Source organism: Streptomyces sp. 142MFCol3.1 (assembly GCF_000424945.1).
Lineage (GTDB): Bacteria > Actinomycetota > Actinomycetes > Streptomycetales > Streptomycetaceae > Streptomyces > Streptomyces siamensis.
Genome location: NZ_AUKV01000015.1, coordinates 133496 through 151355, shown reverse-complemented (window position 1 = coordinate 151355; position 17860 = coordinate 133496). Strand labels below are relative to the sequence as shown.

Here is a 17860-nt window from a genome sequence, read left to right as displayed (position 1 = left end):
CCGCACGGGACCGAAGCAGGGCTGCGGTCGGCGCCCGACGCCGTCCGCGACCCGCGTATGGAAGGACACCCCCGTCGATGACCGACCGCACGACGACATCCACGACGACCTCACAAACCGATACACGTGGCTTCCGGGCGGGCGACGGCCCGCAGCTGGTGGAGGCGTGGCGCCGTAGTGCGCCGGCCGACGCGATCAGCCCGGACCGCTTCCGCTCCCTGGTGCTGCTCGACGCCAACTTCGATCCGCAGGGCCTGCGGGTCGCCGTCGACGGCGACCGGATCGTGGGCGCGGCCTACGCGGTGCGCCGTCTGACGCCGATGGCCGGCACCGATCTGGAGCCGGACCAGGGCTGGATCCCGTTCTTCTTCGTCGACCCGGCCGTCCGCGGCCACGGCCTCGGCCGCCACCTGCTGACCGACGCCCTGGACTGGCTGCACCGGCACGGCCGCACCCGGGTGGACTTCTCCTCGTACACGCCGAACTACGTCCTCCCCGGACTGGACGCCGAGGCGTACCCGGAGGCGGCCGGGCTCCTCGAGTCCCTGGGCTTTCGCACGCTGTACGAGGCGGCGGCGATGCACCGCGGCCTGGTCGGCTATCGCATCCCGCAGGACGTCGCGCGCCGCCGGGACGAACTGACGGCTCGCGGATACAGCTTCGCCACACCGCGCGACGACGATCTGGTGGACCTGTTCGCGCTCGCCGGGACCCACTTCGGCCCGGACTGGGCGTGCACGATCCGGGAGTCGCTGGCCGCGGGCACGCCGCTGGACCGGATCGTCGTCGCCCGGGATCCTTCGGGCCGGCTGGTCGGCTGGGCGATGCACGGCACCTTCGACAAGGTGGACGAGCGGTTCGGTCCGTTCGGCGTGCTGGAGGACATGCGCGGCACCGGCCTCGGCAAGGTCCTGCTCCACCTGGTCCTGGAGCGGATGCGGGCGCGCCGCGCGCACTCCGCGTGGTTCCTGTGGACCGGCGAGCAGTCCCCCGCGGGCCACCTGTACCGCAGGACCGGTTTCACCACGACCCGGGTGTTCCGCGTGATGCGCCGGGAGGCAGCCGGATGACGCCGTCGCGCCGCACCGGCGGCCTGAGCCGGCGTCACTTCGCGCTCGCGCTCCCCTCGGCGCTGCTCGTCTCCGCATGCGCGGGACCGCACCAGGGCACCGGGCGGCCCGGTGATCCGATCGTCCTCACCCTGCTCTCTCACTACGCGAGCGGGGAGGCCGAGGCAGCCCTGCGGGGTCCGGTCGACGAGTGGAACGCGCTGCACGATCGGGTCAAGGTGCGGACGAAGGCCGTCGAGTTCACGGACCTGTTGACCACGTTCATGGTCCGGCAGGCCGCGGGCCAGGGCGCCGACATCCTGCACCCGTACTGTCTGTGGAACGGTCAGCTCGTCCAGGCCGGCGTCCTGCGGCCCGCGCCGCCCGAGCACGCCGAGGAGATCAGGCGCGGCTACGGCCCGGCCGCGGTCGGCTCCTCGTCGGTGGGCGGCACCGTCTACGGCTACCCCACCGAGGTCCAGACGTACGCCCTGTACTACAACAAGCGGCTGCTGCGCGAGGCAGGCGTCGATCGCCCCCCGCGCACCTGGCCGGAGCTGGAGGAGACGGCCTACCGCACCGCGAAGCGGGACGGGTACGGCAACACTCTGGTCCAGGGGCTCGGGCTGTCGACCTACGACGACTCCACCACCGTCGGCCAGACGCTCGCCCTGCTCAACGCCGCCGGCGGAGCGTTCGTCGCCGCGGACGGCAGGAGCACCGCCATCGACTCGCCGGCCGGCCGGGCCGTGTTCGACCTGGAGCACCGCCTGGTGGCCAAGGGGGCGAGCGCCCCTGGCGTCAACGTCTACAAGGCGTTCCAGTCCGGGCAGGTGGCCATGGTCATCAGTGCCGGCTGGTGGACCGGGAGCCTGAAGGCCCAGATGGGCGAGGGCTACCGTGACGTAGGCGTCGCGCCGCTGCCCGTGCCCGCGGCGGACGACACGCGCGCCACACTCTCCACCGGCTTCATGCTGGGGGTCAACGCGGCCAGCGAACACCCGCGCGAGGCCTGGGAGTTCCTGCGCTGGCTCAACACCGAGAAGGTGGGCGTGAAGGCCGCGGGCAAGGGCGCGACAGCGACCCGGATGAGCACCCTCCAGGTGTCGGTCGGCTCCCTGACGGGCCGCGCCGACGACATGCGGACACTCCTCGGCAAGGGCAGCGATCCGAATCTGCGCCCCTTCCTGGACGCGCTGGGATACGCGGTGCCGGAGCCGAACGTACCGGGTGCGCAGCAGGCCAAGTCGCTGCTCCGCAAGAACATCGAGGCGCTGTGGACCGGTCAGCTGTCGGTCGACGAGGCACTGCGCACCACCCGCCGCCAGGTCGATCAGGAGGTGTCGCGCTCATGGTGAACACTCTGGCGCCCGAGACCACGGAGCGGGCCCGCGGTGCGCGGTCCGCCAGGCCCCCCGTCGAGGTCCGCCGGCGGACCGGGCCCCGGCCCCGGCGCCGTCAGGTGGCCGTCGCCTATCTCTTCCTGGCGCCGACGCTGTTGTTCTTCGCCGTCTTCCTGATCCTGCCGCTCGGCTTCGCACTGCTGCTGTCGATGTCCCGCTGGGCCGGGTTCGACCTGGGCGACATCGATCCGGTCGGCCTGGACAACTTCACCGGGCTGTTCGCAAAGGGGTCGACGTTCCTGGCGCCGATCCTCACCAACACCCTGCTGTTCGCGCTGGGCACCGTGGCGCTCGCGCTCGCCGGATCGGTGCTCGTGGCCACCTGCATCGACAAGCTCCGGTTCCAGGGCCTGTGGCGCACCCTGTACTTCCTGCCGATCGTCACGACCGTCGTCGCCGTCGGCAACGTGTGGAAGTACATGTACGAGCCGGGAGGCCTGGTCAACGGCGTCCTGAACGCCCTCGGGCTCGGCTCGGTGGCGTTCCTCCAGGACCCGGACACCGCGCTGCCCTCGGTCGTGGTCGTGCAGGCCTGGGCGTCGCTCGGCTCGGCGATCCTCGTCCTGACCGCCGGGCTGAAGTCCATCCCGGAGTCGTACTACGAGGCCGCCGCGCTCGACGGCGCCGGGCCCGTCACCGTCTTCTGGAGGATCACGCTGCCGCTGCTGCGGCCGTCCCTGTTGTTCGTGTGCATCACCCAGTTCCTCACCGGCCTGCAGTCCTTCGCGCTGATCATCGTGATGACCAAGGGCGGGCCGGGGGACGCGACCAACGTGGCCGCGCTGGAGATGTACCGGCAGGCCTTCAGTTACGGCGACTGGGGCGTCGCGAGTGCCGCCGCCTTCGTGCTGTTCGTGGTGGTCCTCGTGGTCACCCTGGTGCAGTTGTGGATCTTCCGGGGCAAGGGGGAGGACGCATGATCCGCCGCCGTTTCCCGTGGCTGTCGTATCTGGTGGTGGTGACCGGCGCCGTGCTCACGGTGGTGCCGTTCCTCGACATGGTGATGACGTCCTTCAAGGGGCCCGGCGAGGCGGGCACGCTGCCGTACCGGTTCCTGCCCGAGGCGTTCGACCTGTCCAACTACCGGGCGGCGGTCGACCAGCTCGATCTGCCGGTGCTCTTCCGCAACAGCGTCGTCGCGACCGCCCTGATCACCGGATCGGTGCTGCTCACGTCGTCCCTGGCCGGCTACGCGCTCGCCAAACTCCGCTTCCCCGGACGGAACTTCATCTTCCGTCTGGTGCTGTCGACGATGATGTTCCCGCCGTTCCTCTTCTTCATCCCGCACTTCCTGATCCTGGTGCACTGGCCGCTGGCTGGCGGCAACGACCTGTTCGGCCGCGGCGGTGCGGGCCTGACCGTCAGCATCGCGGCGCTGGCCATGCCCTTCCTCGTCAACGGCTTCGGGATCTTCCTGACGCGTCAGTTCATGCTCTCCGTCCCGGACGAGGTCCTGGAGGCCGCACGCATCGACGGGGCCGGCGAGTTCGCCGTGTGGTGGCGAATCGTGGTGCCGCAGACCAAGCCGGTGGTGGTGACGCTCGGGCTGCTGACCTTCGTCGACGCCTGGAACGAGTACATCTGGGCGCTGCTCGTGTCGACCGCCAACCCGGACGTGATGACCCTGCCCGTCGGCATCCAGCTCCTTCAGGACCACGTCGACCCGACCCGCACGATGCCCATCGTCATGGCCGGCCTCGTGCTGAGCGTCCTGCCGGTCCTGATCCTCTTCCTGCTGCTGCAGAAGCACTACATCCGCGGCGTCATGCTCAGCGGCCTCAAGTAGAGGGGACGCGCCGGCAGGCGCGAAGCGCGGACGGGGCTCGACGGCCCGGCCGGCACCGTGGCTGGGGCCCGGCGACGGCGTCCAGCGCTTCGCGCACTCGGCGCGCTCGCCGGACTCGATGTCCCGGGCGATCGCGAGCCGCTTGCCCATGGCCGCGTCCGGGAAGACCGGCGGGTCCTCGGCGAGGACGGCGGTGTCCTCGTCCTTGGAGGAGCGAGGACGTCCTGAGCGGCGGGGACCGGACAGACGTAGTTGACCCAGGCGGCCGACTCGGCGCGACCTCCGGCTCGTAGCAGTAGTCGACGGCGGCATGCCGCCGACGGCTCCGCGCCGACGATGGACGCTGCGTCGAGCGGTCGCGCGCCGACCCGACACCACGATCACCGGCCCGGGCCGGGCGAGCGGACCGTGCACGGCAGCGCGGCCCCGGACGGTCGACTCCCGTCCGGGGCCGCGCTGTTCGCTTCACATGCCCGGCCGCCGGCCCGGCCGCCGTGGCGGCGGATCGGCCCGTGGCGGCGGGCGGTCAGCCGTCGAGCGAGGTCATCACGTGCTTGATGCGCGTGTAGTCGTCGAAGCCGTACGCCGACAGGTCCTTGCCGTAGCCGGACTTCTTGAAGCCGCCGTGCGGCATCTCGGCGACCAGCGGGATGTGGGTGTTGATCCAGACGCAGCCGAAGTCGAGCGACTTCGACAGGCGCATCGCGCGGGCGTGGTCCTTGGTCCACACGGAGGAGGCGAGGGCGTAGTCGACGCCGTTGGCCCACTCGACGGCCTGGGTCTCGTCCGTGAAGGACTGGACGGTGATGACCGGGCCGAAGACCTCGTTCTGGATGATCTCGTCGTCCTGCTTGAGGCCGGAGACGACGGTCGGGGCGTAGAAGTAGCCCTTCTCGCCGACCTGGTGGCCGCCCGCCTCGACCTTGGCGTGGGCGGGCAGGCGCTCGATGAAGCCGGAGACCTGCTTCAGCTGGTTCGGGTTGTTCAGGGGGCCGAAGAGCACGTCCTCGTCGTCCGGCTGACCCGTCTTCGTCTCGGCGGCGGCCTTCGCGAGCGCGGCGACGAACTCGTCGTGGATGGACTCCTGGACGAGTACGCGGGTGGCGGCCGTGCAGTCCTGGCCGGCGTTGAAGAAGCCCGCGACGGAGATGTCCTCGACGGCCTTGGCGATGTCGGTGTCCGCGAAGACGACGACCGGGGCCTTGCCGCCGAGCTCCAGGTGGACGCGCTTGAGGTCCTTGGACGCCGACTCGGCGACCGACATGCCGGCGCGCACGGAGCCGGTGATGGACGCCATCGCCGGGGTCGGGTGCTCGACCATCGCGCGGCCGGTGTCGCGGTCACCGCAGATGACGTTGAAGACGCCCTTGGGAAGGATGCCGCCGATGATGTCGGCGATCAGGACGGTGGAGGCGGGCGTGGTGTCCGACGGCTTGAGGACGACCGTGTTGCCGGCCGCCAGCGCCGGGGCGAACTTCCACACGGCCATCATCATCGGGTAGTTCCACGGCGCGACCTGCGCGCAGACGCCGACCGGCTCGCGGCGGACGATCGACGTCATGCCCTCCATGTACTCGCCGGCCGAGCGGCCCTCGAGCATGCGTGCGGCGCCCGCGAAGAAGCGGATCTGGTCCACCATCGGCGGGATTTCCTCGGACCGGGTCAGCCCGATCGGCTTGCCGGTGTTCTCGACCTCGGCCGCGATGAGCTCCTCGGCCCGCTCCTCGAAGGCGTCCGCGATCTTCAGGAGGGCCTTCTGGCGCTCGGACGGCGTCGTGTCGCGCCAGGCCGGGAAGGCCGTGGCGGCGGCCGCCATCGCGGCGTCGACGTCGGCCTGTCCGGAGAGCGGCGCGGTCGCGTACGCCTCACCGGTCGCGGGGTTGACCACCTCCGTGGTCCGCCCATCGGCGGCATCGCGGAACTCTCCGTCGATGTAATTGCGCAGACGACGCAGCTCGGTGCTCACTGCCCGGCCCTCCTGTCAGATGTGCGTTGACTCAGCTGTCCGGTTACCTGGGACACCCAGGTGTCCACTACCTGAGATACCTGAGGGGCCCACCCTAATCCGTGGATCCACGTTTTCAACACCCCCGGTCCGGCCAGAGCTGCGAAATCCGCAAGACACGTCCTCGCAAACAACGAATTTCATCGCTACGGCCTTGCGGAACTGTCGATACGTCGTGCACAGTGAGGCCGTGGCCAGTCGAAGCGCAGACCCCAGGGACTCCCGCGAGTCCAGGAACGGCACCCCCCAGCTGGATGCCGTCTCCCTCGCCATCATCGAGCAGCTGCAGCAGGACGGACGCCGCCCGTACGCCGCGATCGGCAAGGCCGTGGGCCTGTCCGAGGCGGCCGTGCGCCAGCGCGTCCAGAAGCTGCTCGACCAGGGCGTGATGCAGATCGTCGCCGTCACGGACCCGCTCACCGTGGGCTTCCGCCGGCAGGCGATGGTGGGCATCAACGTCGAGGGCGACCTCGACCCGGTGGCCGACGCGCTGGCCGCCATGCCGGAAGTCGAGTACGTGGTGATGACCGCGGGCTCGTTCGACCTCCTCGTAGAAGTCGTCTGCGAGGACGACGACCACCTGCTGGACGTCATCAACAAACGCATCCGGGCCCTGCCCGCGGTGCGCTCCACCGAGAGCTTCGTCTACCTGAAGCTCAAGAAGCAGACCTACATGTGGGGAACCCGATAGCCGTGAGCACCAAGGACCTCAGCAAGACCGCGTACGACCACCTGTGGATGCACTTCACCCGCATGTCCTCGTACGAGAACGCGCCCGTTCCCACCATCGTCCGGGGTGAGGGCACCTACATCTACGACGACAAGGGCAAGAAGTACCTCGACGGTCTCGCGGGCCTGTTCGTGGTCCAGGCCGGTCACGGCCGCCAGGAGCTGGCCGAGGTGGCGGCCAAGCAGGCCGCCGAGCTGGCCTTCTTCCCCGTGTGGTCCTACGCCCACCCCAAGGCCGTGGAGCTGGCCGAGCGCCTCGCCCACCACGCGCCCGGCGACCTGAACAAGGTCTTCTTCACCACCGGAGGCGGCGAGGCCGTCGAGACCGCGTGGAAGCTCGCCAAGCAGTACTGGAAGCTGCGCGGCCACCACACCAAGTACAAGGTCATCTCGCGTGCGGTCGCCTACCACGGCACCCCGCAGGGCGCCCTGTCCATCACCGGCCTGCCGGCCCTGAAGGCCCCCTTCGAGCCGCTGGTACCCGGCGCGCACAAGGTGCCCAACACGAACATCTATCGCGCCCCGATCCACGGCGACGACCCGGAGGCCTTCGGCCGCTGGGCCGCCGACCAGATCGAGCAGCAGATCCTCTTCGAGGGCCCGGAGACGGTCGCCGCCGTCTTCCTGGAGCCGGTGCAGAACGCCGGCGGCTGCTTCCCGCCGCCGCCCGGCTACTTCCAGCGGGTGCGGGAGATCTGCGACCAGTACGACGTGCTGCTCGTCTCGGACGAGGTCATCTGCGCCTTCGGCCGCCTGGGCACCACGTTCGCCTGCGACAAGTTCGGCTACGTGCCGGACATGATCACCTGCGCCAAGGGCATGACCTCGGGCTACTCCCCGATCGGCGCGTGCATCGTCTCCGACCGCATCGCCGAGCCGTTCTACAAGGGCGACAACACCTTCCTGCACGGCTACACCTTCGGCGGCCACCCGGTCTCCGCGGCGGTGGGCCTCGCCAACCTCGACCTGTTCGAGCGCGAGGGCCTCAACCAGCACGTGCTGGACAACGAGAGCGCCTTCCTCAGCACCCTCCAGAAGCTGCACGACCTGCCGATCGTCGGCGACGTCCGCGGCAACGGCTTCTTCTACGGCATCGAGCTCGTGAAGGACAAGGCCACCAAGGAGACCTTCACGGACGAGGAGTCGGAGCGCGTGCTCTACGGCTTCGTGTCCAAGAAGCTCTTCGAGTACGGCCTGTACTGCCGCGCCGACGACCGCGGTGACCCGGTCATCCAGCTGTCGCCGCCGCTGATCTCCGACCAGTCGACCTTCGACGAGATCGAGGGGATCATCCGTCAGGTGCTGACGGAGGCGTGGGCCAAGCTCTGATCCACGCGCGGGCCGTGCGCCCGAGGGCGCGCCCCTTGGCCGCGCCCTCGCGGCCACGGCGCCCCGGCGAAGCCCCGATCTTCGCCCTGGTGATCAACCCCGGCCCCGGTGCCCCCCGTTCGAGTGAGAATGGGCGGTCCGGGGCCGCGTGCTGTCCGGCCCCCCGGCCCCGACTCCCTAGCGTGCCCAGTGACCGATCGGCCCCGCCTTCGTTCCCCCGTCCGGGGGACTTGGCCTGGCAAATCAGATCTGAACCGAGGTGTACGCGATGGTGGCCCCGCCGGACAACAACGTGCTCTGGGCACGCGCCCTGCACGTCAATCACAACGGCTCGCCCGCGCTCAGCGGTGTCTCGCTCGGTGTCCGAGAGGGCGAGATCCTCGCCGTCGGCGGCCCGCGCGGCAGCGGCAAGACGACCCTGCTCCAGTGTCTGTCGGGCCAGCTGCTGCCGCAGGAGGGCGAGGTCTGGTTCAACAGCGTGCCCGTGCACACCATGGGCGCGCTCAGCCGCGAACGCCTGCGCCGCGACCGCTTCGGCTGGATCGACCCGGCCCCCGTGCTGATCCCCGAGCTGAACGCCTGGGAGAACGCCGCGCTGCCGCTGATGCTGAGCGGCACCGGACGCAGGGCCGCCAAGACCACCGCCCTGGAGTGGCTGGAACGGCTCGACATCGGGGGCTGCGCCCGCAAGCGCCCGCACACCCTCCTCCAGGCCGAGCGGCAGCGCGTCGCGATCGCGCGAGCCCTCGTCCCCGCCCCCACCGTGCTCTTCGCCGACGAGCCGACCGCCTCCCTGCACCGCGCCGACCGCACCCATGTACTGCGCACGCTCACCGCGGCCGCCCGCTCGCACGGCATCACCGTCGTCCTCGCCACACACGACGCGGACACCGCGGCCCTGGCCGACCGCACGGTGTCGCTCCTCGACGGACGACGCGTGAACACCGTCCACCTGCCCCCGGTCACCGAGACGGAAGGCCGGGCCGCGTGCTCGCTCTCCGTCTAGCCCGCGGCGCACAGCCCCTCGTCCAGGTCCGCCGGCTACTGGTGGCCGCCGCCTCGACGGGCACCGGGTTCCTGCTGCTGTGCACGCTGGGGTACGCGATGACGCACCCGGGCGGCTCGACCGGGTCGGCTCTGCGGCTCGCCTGGTGCGCGGTGCCCGTGGCGACGACCGTGTACTTCGCCGTAGCGGTCGCCCGCACCGACCCCGGCACCCGGCCGCGCCCCGGCCTCGCCGCCATCGGGCTCGGCCCGGGACGCCTGATGGCCATCTCGGCGGCCACCACCGCCCTGTCCACGACCCTCGGCTCGCTGCTCGCCCTGCTCCTGTTCCTGCATCTGCGGGGCGACCTCACGGGCATGCCCGTGGACGGCGCGGCGGCGGAGTTCCTCGCACCGGACAGCTCCCTGCCGCTGCCCGCGGCACTGACCCTGCTGGCGCTGGTGCCGATCGCGGCGTCCGCCGCGGTCGCGGTGGCGCTGCGTCCGCGGGGCGGCAGGCCGCGCCGCGTCGTGGACTCCTACGGCCGCACCTGGATCACGGCACGGCAGATCGCGGCGGGCGGCTCCGCGAGCCGCGCCGCCGGCCGGACGGAACGCGCCACGGCGGAGACGGCCGAGACGGACACCACGGCGGGCTACGCCGGTGCGGACGCCATCGGACACACCGGCGCGCGCGCCGCCTCGGGCGCCGACGGCGACACGGCGGCACGCGCCGGCGGGGAAGCTCCCGGCGTCCCGGACGCGCAGTTCTACTCCGACATCCTCGACGTCGTCGCCGACGACGACGTGGCCGACGCGGGTCCCGACTTCCACTGGACCGCGGAGGCGTACGGCGACACGGAGCGCGACGGCACCCGGGGCGGCACCCTGGTCCACGCCGACACGGAGGTTCGCGACGAGCACGGGGGCCGTGCGCGGGCCGGCCGCCGGCGGGACTCCCAGGACTCCCGACCCGACGCGCCGGACACTCCGGAGGCCGCCGAAGCCCCCGCTCGCCGCCGTCGGCAGATCCGCCCGGCCGTCGAGTTCGACCCGCGCCGCCTCCCGCCCGTCGAGACCACGCCCGGCGGCCTGCCCTGGGGCGCGGCGACCGTCGCGGCGGGGCTGGCCGTGGAGACGTACGCGGGCCGTTCCCCTTCCGCCGCCGGACTCACGCTGCCCGGCGGATTCGCCGACGGCCCGGCCGGGGTGCTGGTCGGCTGGGTGCTCACCGCGCTCGGCCTCGCCATGGCGGGACCGGCGCTCACCTACCTGTGCGGCCGACTGCTCCAGGCCGTACGGCCGGGTGCGCTGCGGCTGCTCGCCGGACGCGTCCTCCAGGCGGAGTCCCGGCGCATCGGGCAGCCGCTCGGCGTGGTGTGCGCGGTGGCCTGCGGCGGCTACGCCATGGCGACGCTGTACACCGGCGAGCAGCCAGGGTTCGGGCCGCTGGCCACCCTCGGAGCCCTGCTCGTCGCGGGGTCCACCCTGCTGACGCTGGCGACGGCCGCCGTCGAGGCGAAGCAGGCGCGCGCGGACACCACGGCCGCGCTGCTGCGGCTCGGGGCGCCCGCCACCGTGCTGCGCGGCGCCGTGGCGCTCCGGGTCGCCGCGCTGTTCGCCCTGTTCGCCCCGCTCACCTGGGTGATCGCCGAACTGGCCGCACTGCCCCTGATGCGGTGAAAGCCCGTACGAAAAAGGTCCGCGCCGGGCGATGAGTTCCGCGCGGGCCCGCGGTCTACCTCTCCGAACGCCACATCACCGACGGGAGACCTCGCATGTACCAGCAGATGATCTTCGTGAACCTGCCTGTGGCCGACGTCGACACCTCGAAGAAGTTCTTCACGGAGCTCGGCTACACGATCAACCCGCAGTTCACGACCGACGACTGCGCCTGCGTCGTGATCAGCGACACCATCGTCGCGATGATGCTGAGCAAGCAGCGCTACGCGGACTTCACGAGGAAGCAGATCGCGGACGCGACGAAGACCAGCGAGGTGCTGCTGTGTCTGAGCGCCGAGAGCCGCGAGAAGGTCGACGAACTGGTCGACGGGGCGATCGCGGCGGGCGGCTCGGCCAGCGGCGAGACGCAGGACCACGGCTTCATGTACGGCCGCGCCTTCGACGACCCGGACGGCCACACCTGGGAGGTCATGTGGATGGACCCGGCGGCCGTCCAGGGCTGACCCGCACGCCCCGCGCACCCCGGTCGGCGTGGGACGGATTTCCGTCCCGCCCCCGGGGTGCGGCCCGTTCAGGCCCTAGCATGACCGGGTGCAGCCGACACCACCACACACGTCCGACGACCGTGAGATCGAGTCCCTGGCCGAGTTCGACGAGGTCGTCGCGGCGGCCCGTTCGCTCTCCGGATTCCGGGTCCAGGCCGTCGACCTGACGGACCGTACGAAGACGCTGCTGTCCGTGGACAGCGCGGGAGCCGTCTTCCTCGGCTGCCCCATGGCCCCCGAGGCTGCGGCCGCGGTCCGGGCCGCGGGCGCACTGGTCTTCCCGCCCCTGCCCGGGCTGCCCTTCGACCCGTACCGTGGCGTGCTCTACTCCCCCGACGAGCTCTTCGAGGCGCTCGACGCGGGTTACGAGGCGACGCCGGACGCCCGCGCGTACGCCTGGTTCCAGCAGACCAAGGCCGACGGGGACATATTCGCTTCGATGCTGCGCTCCGTCCACGACGACGCCGTCTCGGACGCGCTCGACGAACTCCTCGTCGGCGCACGGGTGGTGGGCGTGATGGGCGGCCACGCGATGGCACGCGGCACCGAGGAGTACGCGGGGGCCGCGCGCCTCGGCCGGGAGCTGGCGCGTGCCGGTCACACGGTCGCCACCGGCGGCGGACCCGGCGCGATGGAGGCCGCGAACCTCGGTGCGTACGCGGCCCCCTTCGACGACCGCATGCTCGGCGAGGCCCTGCAACTGCTCGCCAAGGCACCGTCGTTCGGCCCGTCGGTGACGGACTGGGCGCACGCCGCCTTCGACGTGCGGGAGCGGTGGCCCTCCGGCGGCGCGTCGGTCGGCATCCCCACCTGGTTCTACGGCCACGAGCCGCCCAACGCGTTCGCTGCGCACATCGCCAAGTACTTCGCCAACGCGACCCGCGAGGACGGCCTGCTGGCCCGCTCGAACGCCGGCGTCGTCTTCCTGCCGGGCGCGGCCGGAACCGTACAGGAGATCTTCGACAACGCGACCCCGAACTACTACGAGTCGCGGGGCGAGCCGACCCCCATGGTCCTGGTGAACCAGGCGCATTGGACCGAGACGTACCCCACCTGGCCGCTGCTCCAGTCGCTGGCCCGGGACCGCTCGATGGAGTCGCGCATCACACTCGTGGACCGTATCGAGGACGTTCCGGAGGCACTCAAACGCCTCGGTGGTTAATGACAAGGCAAAGCCGACGTCCGGGCAGGGCCTACGCATTGACAGCCCTTAGGTGACGCTTATAAACCTGTGAGACTCCTGGGGGTGCTGTTGTCGCAGCATGCTTCACAACAAATCCCCCCTCACCCCCCGCAGTTGCGCAATCTGTGAAGGGCAATCGTGTCCATATCTCGCCGTACCGCACGTTCCGTGCGCATCCTCGGAGTTGCATCCGCCTCGGCCGCGCTCGCGCTCGGTGTCGCGGGCAACGCACTCGCCTGCAACATCCGTGACTTCTCGGCCGTCGCCTCCTGCGACGACAACGGGAAGGGCATCATCACCGTGACCGACACCGACGCCTCGGGCAAGGACGCAGAGGTCTCGGTCTACCTCGAGTCGAACGGCGCCGACGAGAAGCTGGTCGGCACCAAGACGGTCACCGGCACCCGCGAGGGCGCCACCGTGACGTTCTCGGAGGACTGGTCCCCCAAGGCCGTGTACCGCGTGCACATCAAGGCCGGGAACATCGTCGACGAGGACATCTCCCCGAACCTGACCGCGCCCTCCGAGGCCTGCAAGTCCACGGAGACGCCGTCGCCCTCGGAGACCCCCGAGCCGTCGGAGACTCCCGCTCCTTCGAAGACGCCTTCGGACGAGCCGACCCCGTCGGCCTCCGAGAGCACCACCGCTCCCGCGACGACCGGTGACAACTCGCCGTCGCCCGCGACCGGTGACTCCAACCTCGCCGAGACCGGTGCGAACTCCAACACCGGCATGATCGCCGGTATCGCCGGCGCGCTCGTCGTGGTCGGCGGCGGAGCGGTCTTCTTCGGCATGCGCCGTCGCGCCTCGAAGACCAGCTGACGCACCACCGTACGCAGGTGTGGCCCGTCCCCTTCCCGGGGGCGGGCCACACGCGCGTCTGCGGGTCGCACGCGGTCTGCGGGCTTTCCGCGGGGCGGCCGACGGCGCAGGGGATCGGTGTCCGGGCGACGGCGCGCGGCGCACCCTACGCGCCGCCCGGCCCCCCGAGCACGGCGATCTCGGCGGCGTCGAACGCCACTCCGACCACGTCACCGGGCGCCGGCGCGTCGCGCAGCGCGCACGCCGCCTCGAGCCGCGGCGCGCCCTGCGGTTGCAGCTGTACGGCGACATGGGTGCCCCGGAAGGTGCGTGCGGCGACGGTGCAGCGCAGCCCGTCGGCGCGGTCCACGAGCCGTACGCCCGCGGGCCGTACGAGGAGCGTGCCGGCCCCCTGCCGGGAGCCCTGCGGGACCGGCACCTTGCCCCACGGCGTGTCCGCGGCCTCGCCGCTCACCGTCGCCTCGACGACGTTGTCGAAGCCGAGGAAGCGGGCCACGAAGGCGTCCGCGGGGCGCTGCCAGACCTCCAGCGGCGTACCGGACTGGGCGATGCGGCCGTCCCGCATCACCACGACCCGGTCGGCCAGCGCGAAGGCCTCGCCCTGGTCGTGCGTGACGGCCAGCACCGTCGTGCCCAACTCACCGAACAGCTGGCGCAGTTCGACGACGAGCCGCTCGCGCAGGGATCGGTCCAGCTGGCCGAGGGGCTCGTCCAGCATCAGCAGACGAGGGCGCGGGGCGAGCGCGCGGGCCAGCGCGACCCGCTGCTGCTCACCGCCGGACAGCTCCCCGACGGGCCTGGACGCGGCCCCCGGAAGGCCGACGAGCTCCAGCAACTCCCGTACCCGTGCGACCTGTTCACTCCTCGGTGCGCCATGCATCCGCAGCCCGAAAGCGACGTTGCCGCCCACGTCCCGCTGCGGGAACAGCTGGTGATCCTGGAACATCAGGCCCACGCCCCGCTTGTGCGCGGGGACACCGCCGAGATCCCGGCCGTCCAGGCACACCCGCCCGGCGTCCAGCACCTGAAGTCCCGCGACGACCCGGAGCAGTGTCGACTTGCCGCTGCCGCTCGGGCCCAGCACGCAGACGATCTCGTGCTCCGCCACGTCGAGACCGACGGCGTCGAGCGCGGCCCGCGCGCCGAAGCGCACGGTCGCGCCTGCGAGTTCGAGCATGGTCAGAACTCCCCCGTCCGGTCCGTCCGTACCCGCTCCAGGAGCAGCAGCGCCACCGCACACACCACCATCAAGATCGTCGAAAGGGCCATCGCCTGGCCGTAGTTGAGATCGCCCGCCCGCCCCAGCAGACGTGCCACCGCGACCGGCAGCGTCGGGTTGTCCGGCCGCGCGATGAACACGGTCGCCCCGAACTCGCCGAGCGACACGGCGAAGGCGAACCCGGCCGCGATCAGCAGCGCCCGCCGCACCAGCGGCAGGTCGACCTCGCGCCACACCCGCCAGGGCGAGGCCCCGAGCACGGCCGCCGCCTCGCGCAGCCGTCCGTCCACCGCCCGCAGCACGGGCAGCATCGTCCGCACCACGAAGGGGACCCCGACCAGCGCCTGCGCGAGTGGCACCAGGATCCAGCTGCTCCGCAGGTCCAACGGCGGTTCGTCGAGCGCGATGAGGAATCCGAAACCGACCGTCACGGCGGAGACGCCGAGCGGCAGCATGAGCAGCGCGTCGAAGCCCCGCACGAGACGGCCCGCGTCACGGCGGGTGAGGGCGGCGGCCGCCAGTCCGCCGATCACGACGGCGATCGCGGTGGCGGCGAGGGCGTACTCCAGCGAGGTGCCGATCGCCGTGACCGGCGCGACGAGGAAGGCACCTCCGTCGTCGGAGGCCAGCGCCCTGTAGTAGGCGAACCCATGGCCGCCCGGGGTGTCGAGCGAACGCTGGACGAGCACCCCGAGCGGGAGCACGAGCAGGCCGGCGACGCTCGCGAGCACTCCCCAGAGCAGCGCCCACTGGCCCGCTCCCCGCGGCCTGCGCACGGTCGTCTCCGGGGCCACCAGGCGCAGCGCGGTCTCCCGGCGCCGCACCGTCCCGGCGTGCACGGCGAGGATCGCGCCCACCGCCACGAACTGGATGAGCGTCAGCACCGCCGCGGTGGCGAGGTCGAAGATCTGCGAGGTCTGCCGGTAGATCTCGACTTCGAGGGTGGAGAAGGTGGGGCCGCCGAGGATCTGCACCACGCCGAAGGAGGTGAAGGTGAAGAGGAACACCATGAGCGCGGCGGCGGCCACGGCCGGGCTCAGCGCCGCAGACGTCACCTTGCGCCAGGCCGCGAACCGCGAGGCGCCGAGCATCCGCGCGGCCTCCTCCTGGCGGGGGTCGAGCTGCGCCCACAGCCCGCCGACGGTCCGTACGACGACCGCGTAGTTGAAGAAGACGTGCGCGAGCAGAATCGCCCAGACCGTGGTGTCGAGCCGCACGCCCCACAGCTCGTCGAGCAGGCCGCCTCGGCCGACCAGCGCCAGGAACGCCGTGCCGACGACGACGGTCGGCAGCACGAAGGGCACCGTCACCACGGCTCTGAGGACCTGCTTGCCCCTGAAATCGAAGCGCGCGAACACATACGCGCCAGGGAGCGCGATCAGCAGCGTGAGCGCCGTCGAGGCGAGCGCCTGCCAGGTGGTGAACCAGAGCACGTGCCGGACGTCGGACTGCGTGAGCACGTCCGCGATCCGCCCCAGCCTCCACTGCCCGTCGGTCTTCAGACCGCGGGCCACGATGGCGGCGACGGGGTAGGCGAAGAAGACGGCGAAGAACGCGACGGGCACGGCCATGAGGCCGAGCCGGGCCGCGTTCGCGCGCCCGCCGGCCCCGCGGCGTCGGCCGCGTCCCTCGCCTCCGAAGCCGCCGCCTCCGTGCCGCCCGCTCCCGGTCTCCCGGGGCGTCGGCGCCTTGGCCGCGGCTTCGGACGCGTCGGCTACTTCAGTACGAGCGAGGTCCACGACTTGACCCACTGGTCACGGTTGGCGGCGATCCTGTCGGGCGCCATGGTCTCGGGGTTCTTGGCCTGCGGGCCGTACCGGTCGAACTCCGCGGGCACCTGGGCGGCTTCCCGCACCGGGTAGACGAACATGTTCAGCGGCATGTCGTCCTGGAACTCCTCGGTGAGCATGAAGTCGATGAGCGCCCTGCCGCCCTTGGCGTTCTGGGCGTTGCTCAGCAGCCCCGCGTACTCGACCTGGCGGAAGCAGGTGCCGGTGGCGACCCCGGTGGGCGCCGTCTTCGGCTTCGGGCTGGCGTAGATCACCTCGGCGGGCGGGGACGAGGCGTACGAGACGACCAGCGGCCGGTCGCCCTCGGCCTTCTTGCCGCCGGCGGACCCGGAGAACTCCTCGTCGTAGGCCTGCTCCCAGCCGTCGACGACCTTCACGCCGTTGGCCTTGAGCTTCTTCCAGTAGTCCTGCCAGCCTCCCCCGTTCGAGCCGGAGGTGTCCCCGTCGCCGTACTTCGCGGCGGTGCCCAGCAGGAAGCCGAGGCCGGGCGAGGACGTGGACGCGTTCTCGGTGACGAGGAGGTTCTTGTACTCGGGCTTGATCAGGTCGTCGAAGGACTGCGGGGGCGTCAGCTTGTGCTCGCTGAAGTAGGCCTTGTCGTAGTTGACGCAGATGTCGCCCGAGTCGACGGGAGTGGCCCGGTGCTTGCCCTGATCGACGCGGTACCGCGGAAGCACCTGGTCCGATCCCTTCGCCTCGTACGGCTGGAAGAGCCCGTTGTCGAGGGCGCGGGAGAGCAGGGTGTTGTCGACGCCGAAGAAGACGTCGCCCTGCGGGTTGTCCTTGGTGAGGATCGCCTTGTTCACGGCCTGCCCGGCGTCACCGTCCTTGAGGACCCTGACCTTGTAGCCGGACTGCTTCTCGAAGTCCTTGAGCACGCTCTTCGACACGGCCCACGAGTCGTGGCTGACGAGCGTGACGGTCTTCGGGTCCGCCGAGCCGCCGCCGCCCGACGACCCGCACGCGGACAGCGTGACCAGGCCCAGGCCTACGGCCACGGCTGCGAACTTCCTGGTGGTGCTCACTGATTTCCTCCTGGGTGACCAGGAAGAGACGCGGCCCTGCCCGGGACCTCTGACAGTTCCCGGGCAGGGCGCAACAGCTTGAGTGGTGACCGAACTTCCTACCCAGAATGACCTGGGCAAGGTTCAGAGGGTCTGCGGTCTGTCCCGCACTCTCAGCGCTGTGGCGCTCCCCTGTCGGAATATGAAGATGTACGTACAGACCTCAGCGTACCGTCTGACGCCTGCGGGCCCGACGCGCGGTGACCGCGGGGCCGACGCCCGGCCTCCGGGGTCGTCGCGCGGCGGCCGGCGTGCCGCCCGGCGGCCCG

At 71.4% G+C, this 17860-nt stretch carries 15 protein-coding genes, 1 pseudogene and 1 riboswitch; of the genes and pseudogenes, 11 read left to right on the top strand and 5 right to left on the bottom strand.

Going from position 1 to position 17860, the window contains the following annotated elements; genetic code table 11:
* Positions 1–77 precede the first annotated feature (77 nt).
* The 4 genes from H305_RS0123135 to H305_RS0123120 are packed head-to-tail and all read left to right on the top strand — an operon-like array spanning position 78 to position 4238.
* Positions 78–1070, top strand: coding sequence for a GNAT family N-acetyltransferase (locus H305_RS0123135; RefSeq protein ID WP_028802485.1), 993 nt, complete (start codon positions 78–80; stop codon positions 1068–1070).
* The gene (locus tag H305_RS0123130) at positions 1067–2407 is read left to right on the top strand and encodes an ABC transporter substrate-binding protein (RefSeq protein WP_199791441.1); all 1341 of its coding nucleotides are present in this window, start codon (positions 1067–1069) and stop codon (positions 2405–2407) included. Before H305_RS0123135 ends, H305_RS0123130 begins: the two co-directional genes overlap by 4 nt.
* Positions 2401–3372, top strand: a complete 972-nt coding sequence (locus H305_RS0123125) for a carbohydrate ABC transporter permease (protein WP_028802483.1) — start codon at positions 2401–2403, stop codon at positions 3370–3372. The genes H305_RS0123130 and H305_RS0123125 overlap by 7 nt, the downstream gene beginning before the upstream one ends.
* Positions 3369–4238 carry a carbohydrate ABC transporter permease gene (locus H305_RS0123120; RefSeq protein WP_028802482.1) on the top strand — a complete coding sequence of 290 codons (870 nt, stop codon included), beginning with the start codon at positions 3369–3371 and terminating at the stop codon, positions 4236–4238. The genes H305_RS0123125 and H305_RS0123120 overlap by 4 nt, the downstream gene beginning before the upstream one ends.
* Positions 4239–4319: 81 nt before the next feature.
* Here the strand turns inward: H305_RS0123120 and H305_RS54970 are convergent.
* A pseudogene (locus tag H305_RS54970) lies at positions 4320–4545 on the bottom strand (spermidine/putrescine ABC transporter substrate-binding protein); the annotation flags it as partial.
* 219 nt (positions 4546–4764) lie between these two features.
* Positions 4765–6204 (bottom strand): gamma-aminobutyraldehyde dehydrogenase, encoded by a 1440-nt coding sequence (locus tag H305_RS0123115; protein ID WP_028802481.1) that lies wholly within the window; start codon positions 6202–6204, stop codon positions 4765–4767.
* Between the two features lie 214 nt (positions 6205–6418).
* Here H305_RS0123115 and H305_RS0123110 point away from each other — a divergent pair, with 214 nt between their 5' ends.
* The 7 genes from H305_RS0123110 (at position 6419) to H305_RS0123080 (ending at position 13518) form a co-directional block, all read left to right on the top strand.
* On the top strand, positions 6419–6934 hold the full coding sequence (locus H305_RS0123110; RefSeq protein WP_028802480.1) for an Lrp/AsnC family transcriptional regulator: 516 nt from the start codon (positions 6419–6421) through the stop codon (positions 6932–6934).
* Positions 6919–8301, top strand: coding sequence for an aspartate aminotransferase family protein (locus tag H305_RS0123105; RefSeq protein ID WP_028802479.1), 1383 nt, complete (start codon positions 6919–6921; stop codon positions 8299–8301). Before H305_RS0123110 ends, H305_RS0123105 begins: the two co-directional genes overlap by 16 nt.
* 268 nt (positions 8302–8569) lie before the next feature.
* Positions 8570–9307, top strand: a complete 738-nt coding sequence (locus H305_RS0123100; RefSeq protein ID WP_028802478.1) for an ABC transporter ATP-binding protein — start codon at positions 8570–8572, stop codon at positions 9305–9307.
* On the top strand, positions 9289–10968 hold the full coding sequence (locus tag H305_RS0123095) for a hypothetical protein (RefSeq protein ID WP_028802477.1): 1680 nt from the start codon (positions 9289–9291) through the stop codon (positions 10966–10968). Before H305_RS0123100 ends, H305_RS0123095 begins: the two co-directional genes overlap by 19 nt.
* A 95-nt stretch (positions 10969–11063) precedes the next feature.
* Positions 11064–11471 carry a VOC family protein gene (locus H305_RS0123090; protein ID WP_028802476.1) on the top strand — a complete coding sequence of 136 codons (408 nt, stop codon included), beginning with the start codon at positions 11064–11066 and terminating at the stop codon, positions 11469–11471.
* 88 nt (positions 11472–11559) lie between these two features.
* The gene (locus tag H305_RS0123085) at positions 11560–12675 is read left to right on the top strand and encodes an LOG family protein (protein WP_028802475.1); all 1116 of its coding nucleotides are present in this window, start codon (positions 11560–11562) and stop codon (positions 12673–12675) included.
* Between the two features lie 159 nt (positions 12676–12834).
* Complete coding sequence (locus H305_RS0123080) at positions 12835–13518, top strand: LAETG motif-containing sortase-dependent surface protein (RefSeq protein ID WP_078629194.1); 684 nt, start codon at positions 12835–12837, stop codon at positions 13516–13518.
* A 145-nt stretch (positions 13519–13663) separates the two neighbouring features.
* Here H305_RS0123080 and H305_RS0123075 read toward each other — a convergent pair whose 3' ends face one another.
* The 3 genes from H305_RS0123075 to H305_RS0123065 form a co-directional block, all read right to left on the bottom strand.
* Complete coding sequence (locus H305_RS0123075; protein WP_028802473.1) at positions 13664–14695, bottom strand: ABC transporter ATP-binding protein; 1032 nt, start codon at positions 14693–14695, stop codon at positions 13664–13666.
* Positions 14696–14697: 2 nt separating this feature from the next.
* Positions 14698–16308, bottom strand: coding sequence for an ABC transporter permease (locus H305_RS0123070; RefSeq protein ID WP_051370860.1), 1611 nt, complete (start codon positions 16306–16308; stop codon positions 14698–14700).
* 143 nt (positions 16309–16451) lie between these two features.
* Positions 16452–17552, bottom strand: coding sequence for a thiamine ABC transporter substrate-binding protein (locus H305_RS0123065; protein ID WP_028802471.1), 1101 nt, complete (start codon positions 17550–17552; stop codon positions 16452–16454).
* A 77-nt stretch (positions 17553–17629) separates the two neighbouring features.
* Positions 17630–17735, bottom strand: a riboswitch (TPP riboswitch).
* Between the last annotated feature and the right edge of the window lie 125 nt (positions 17736–17860).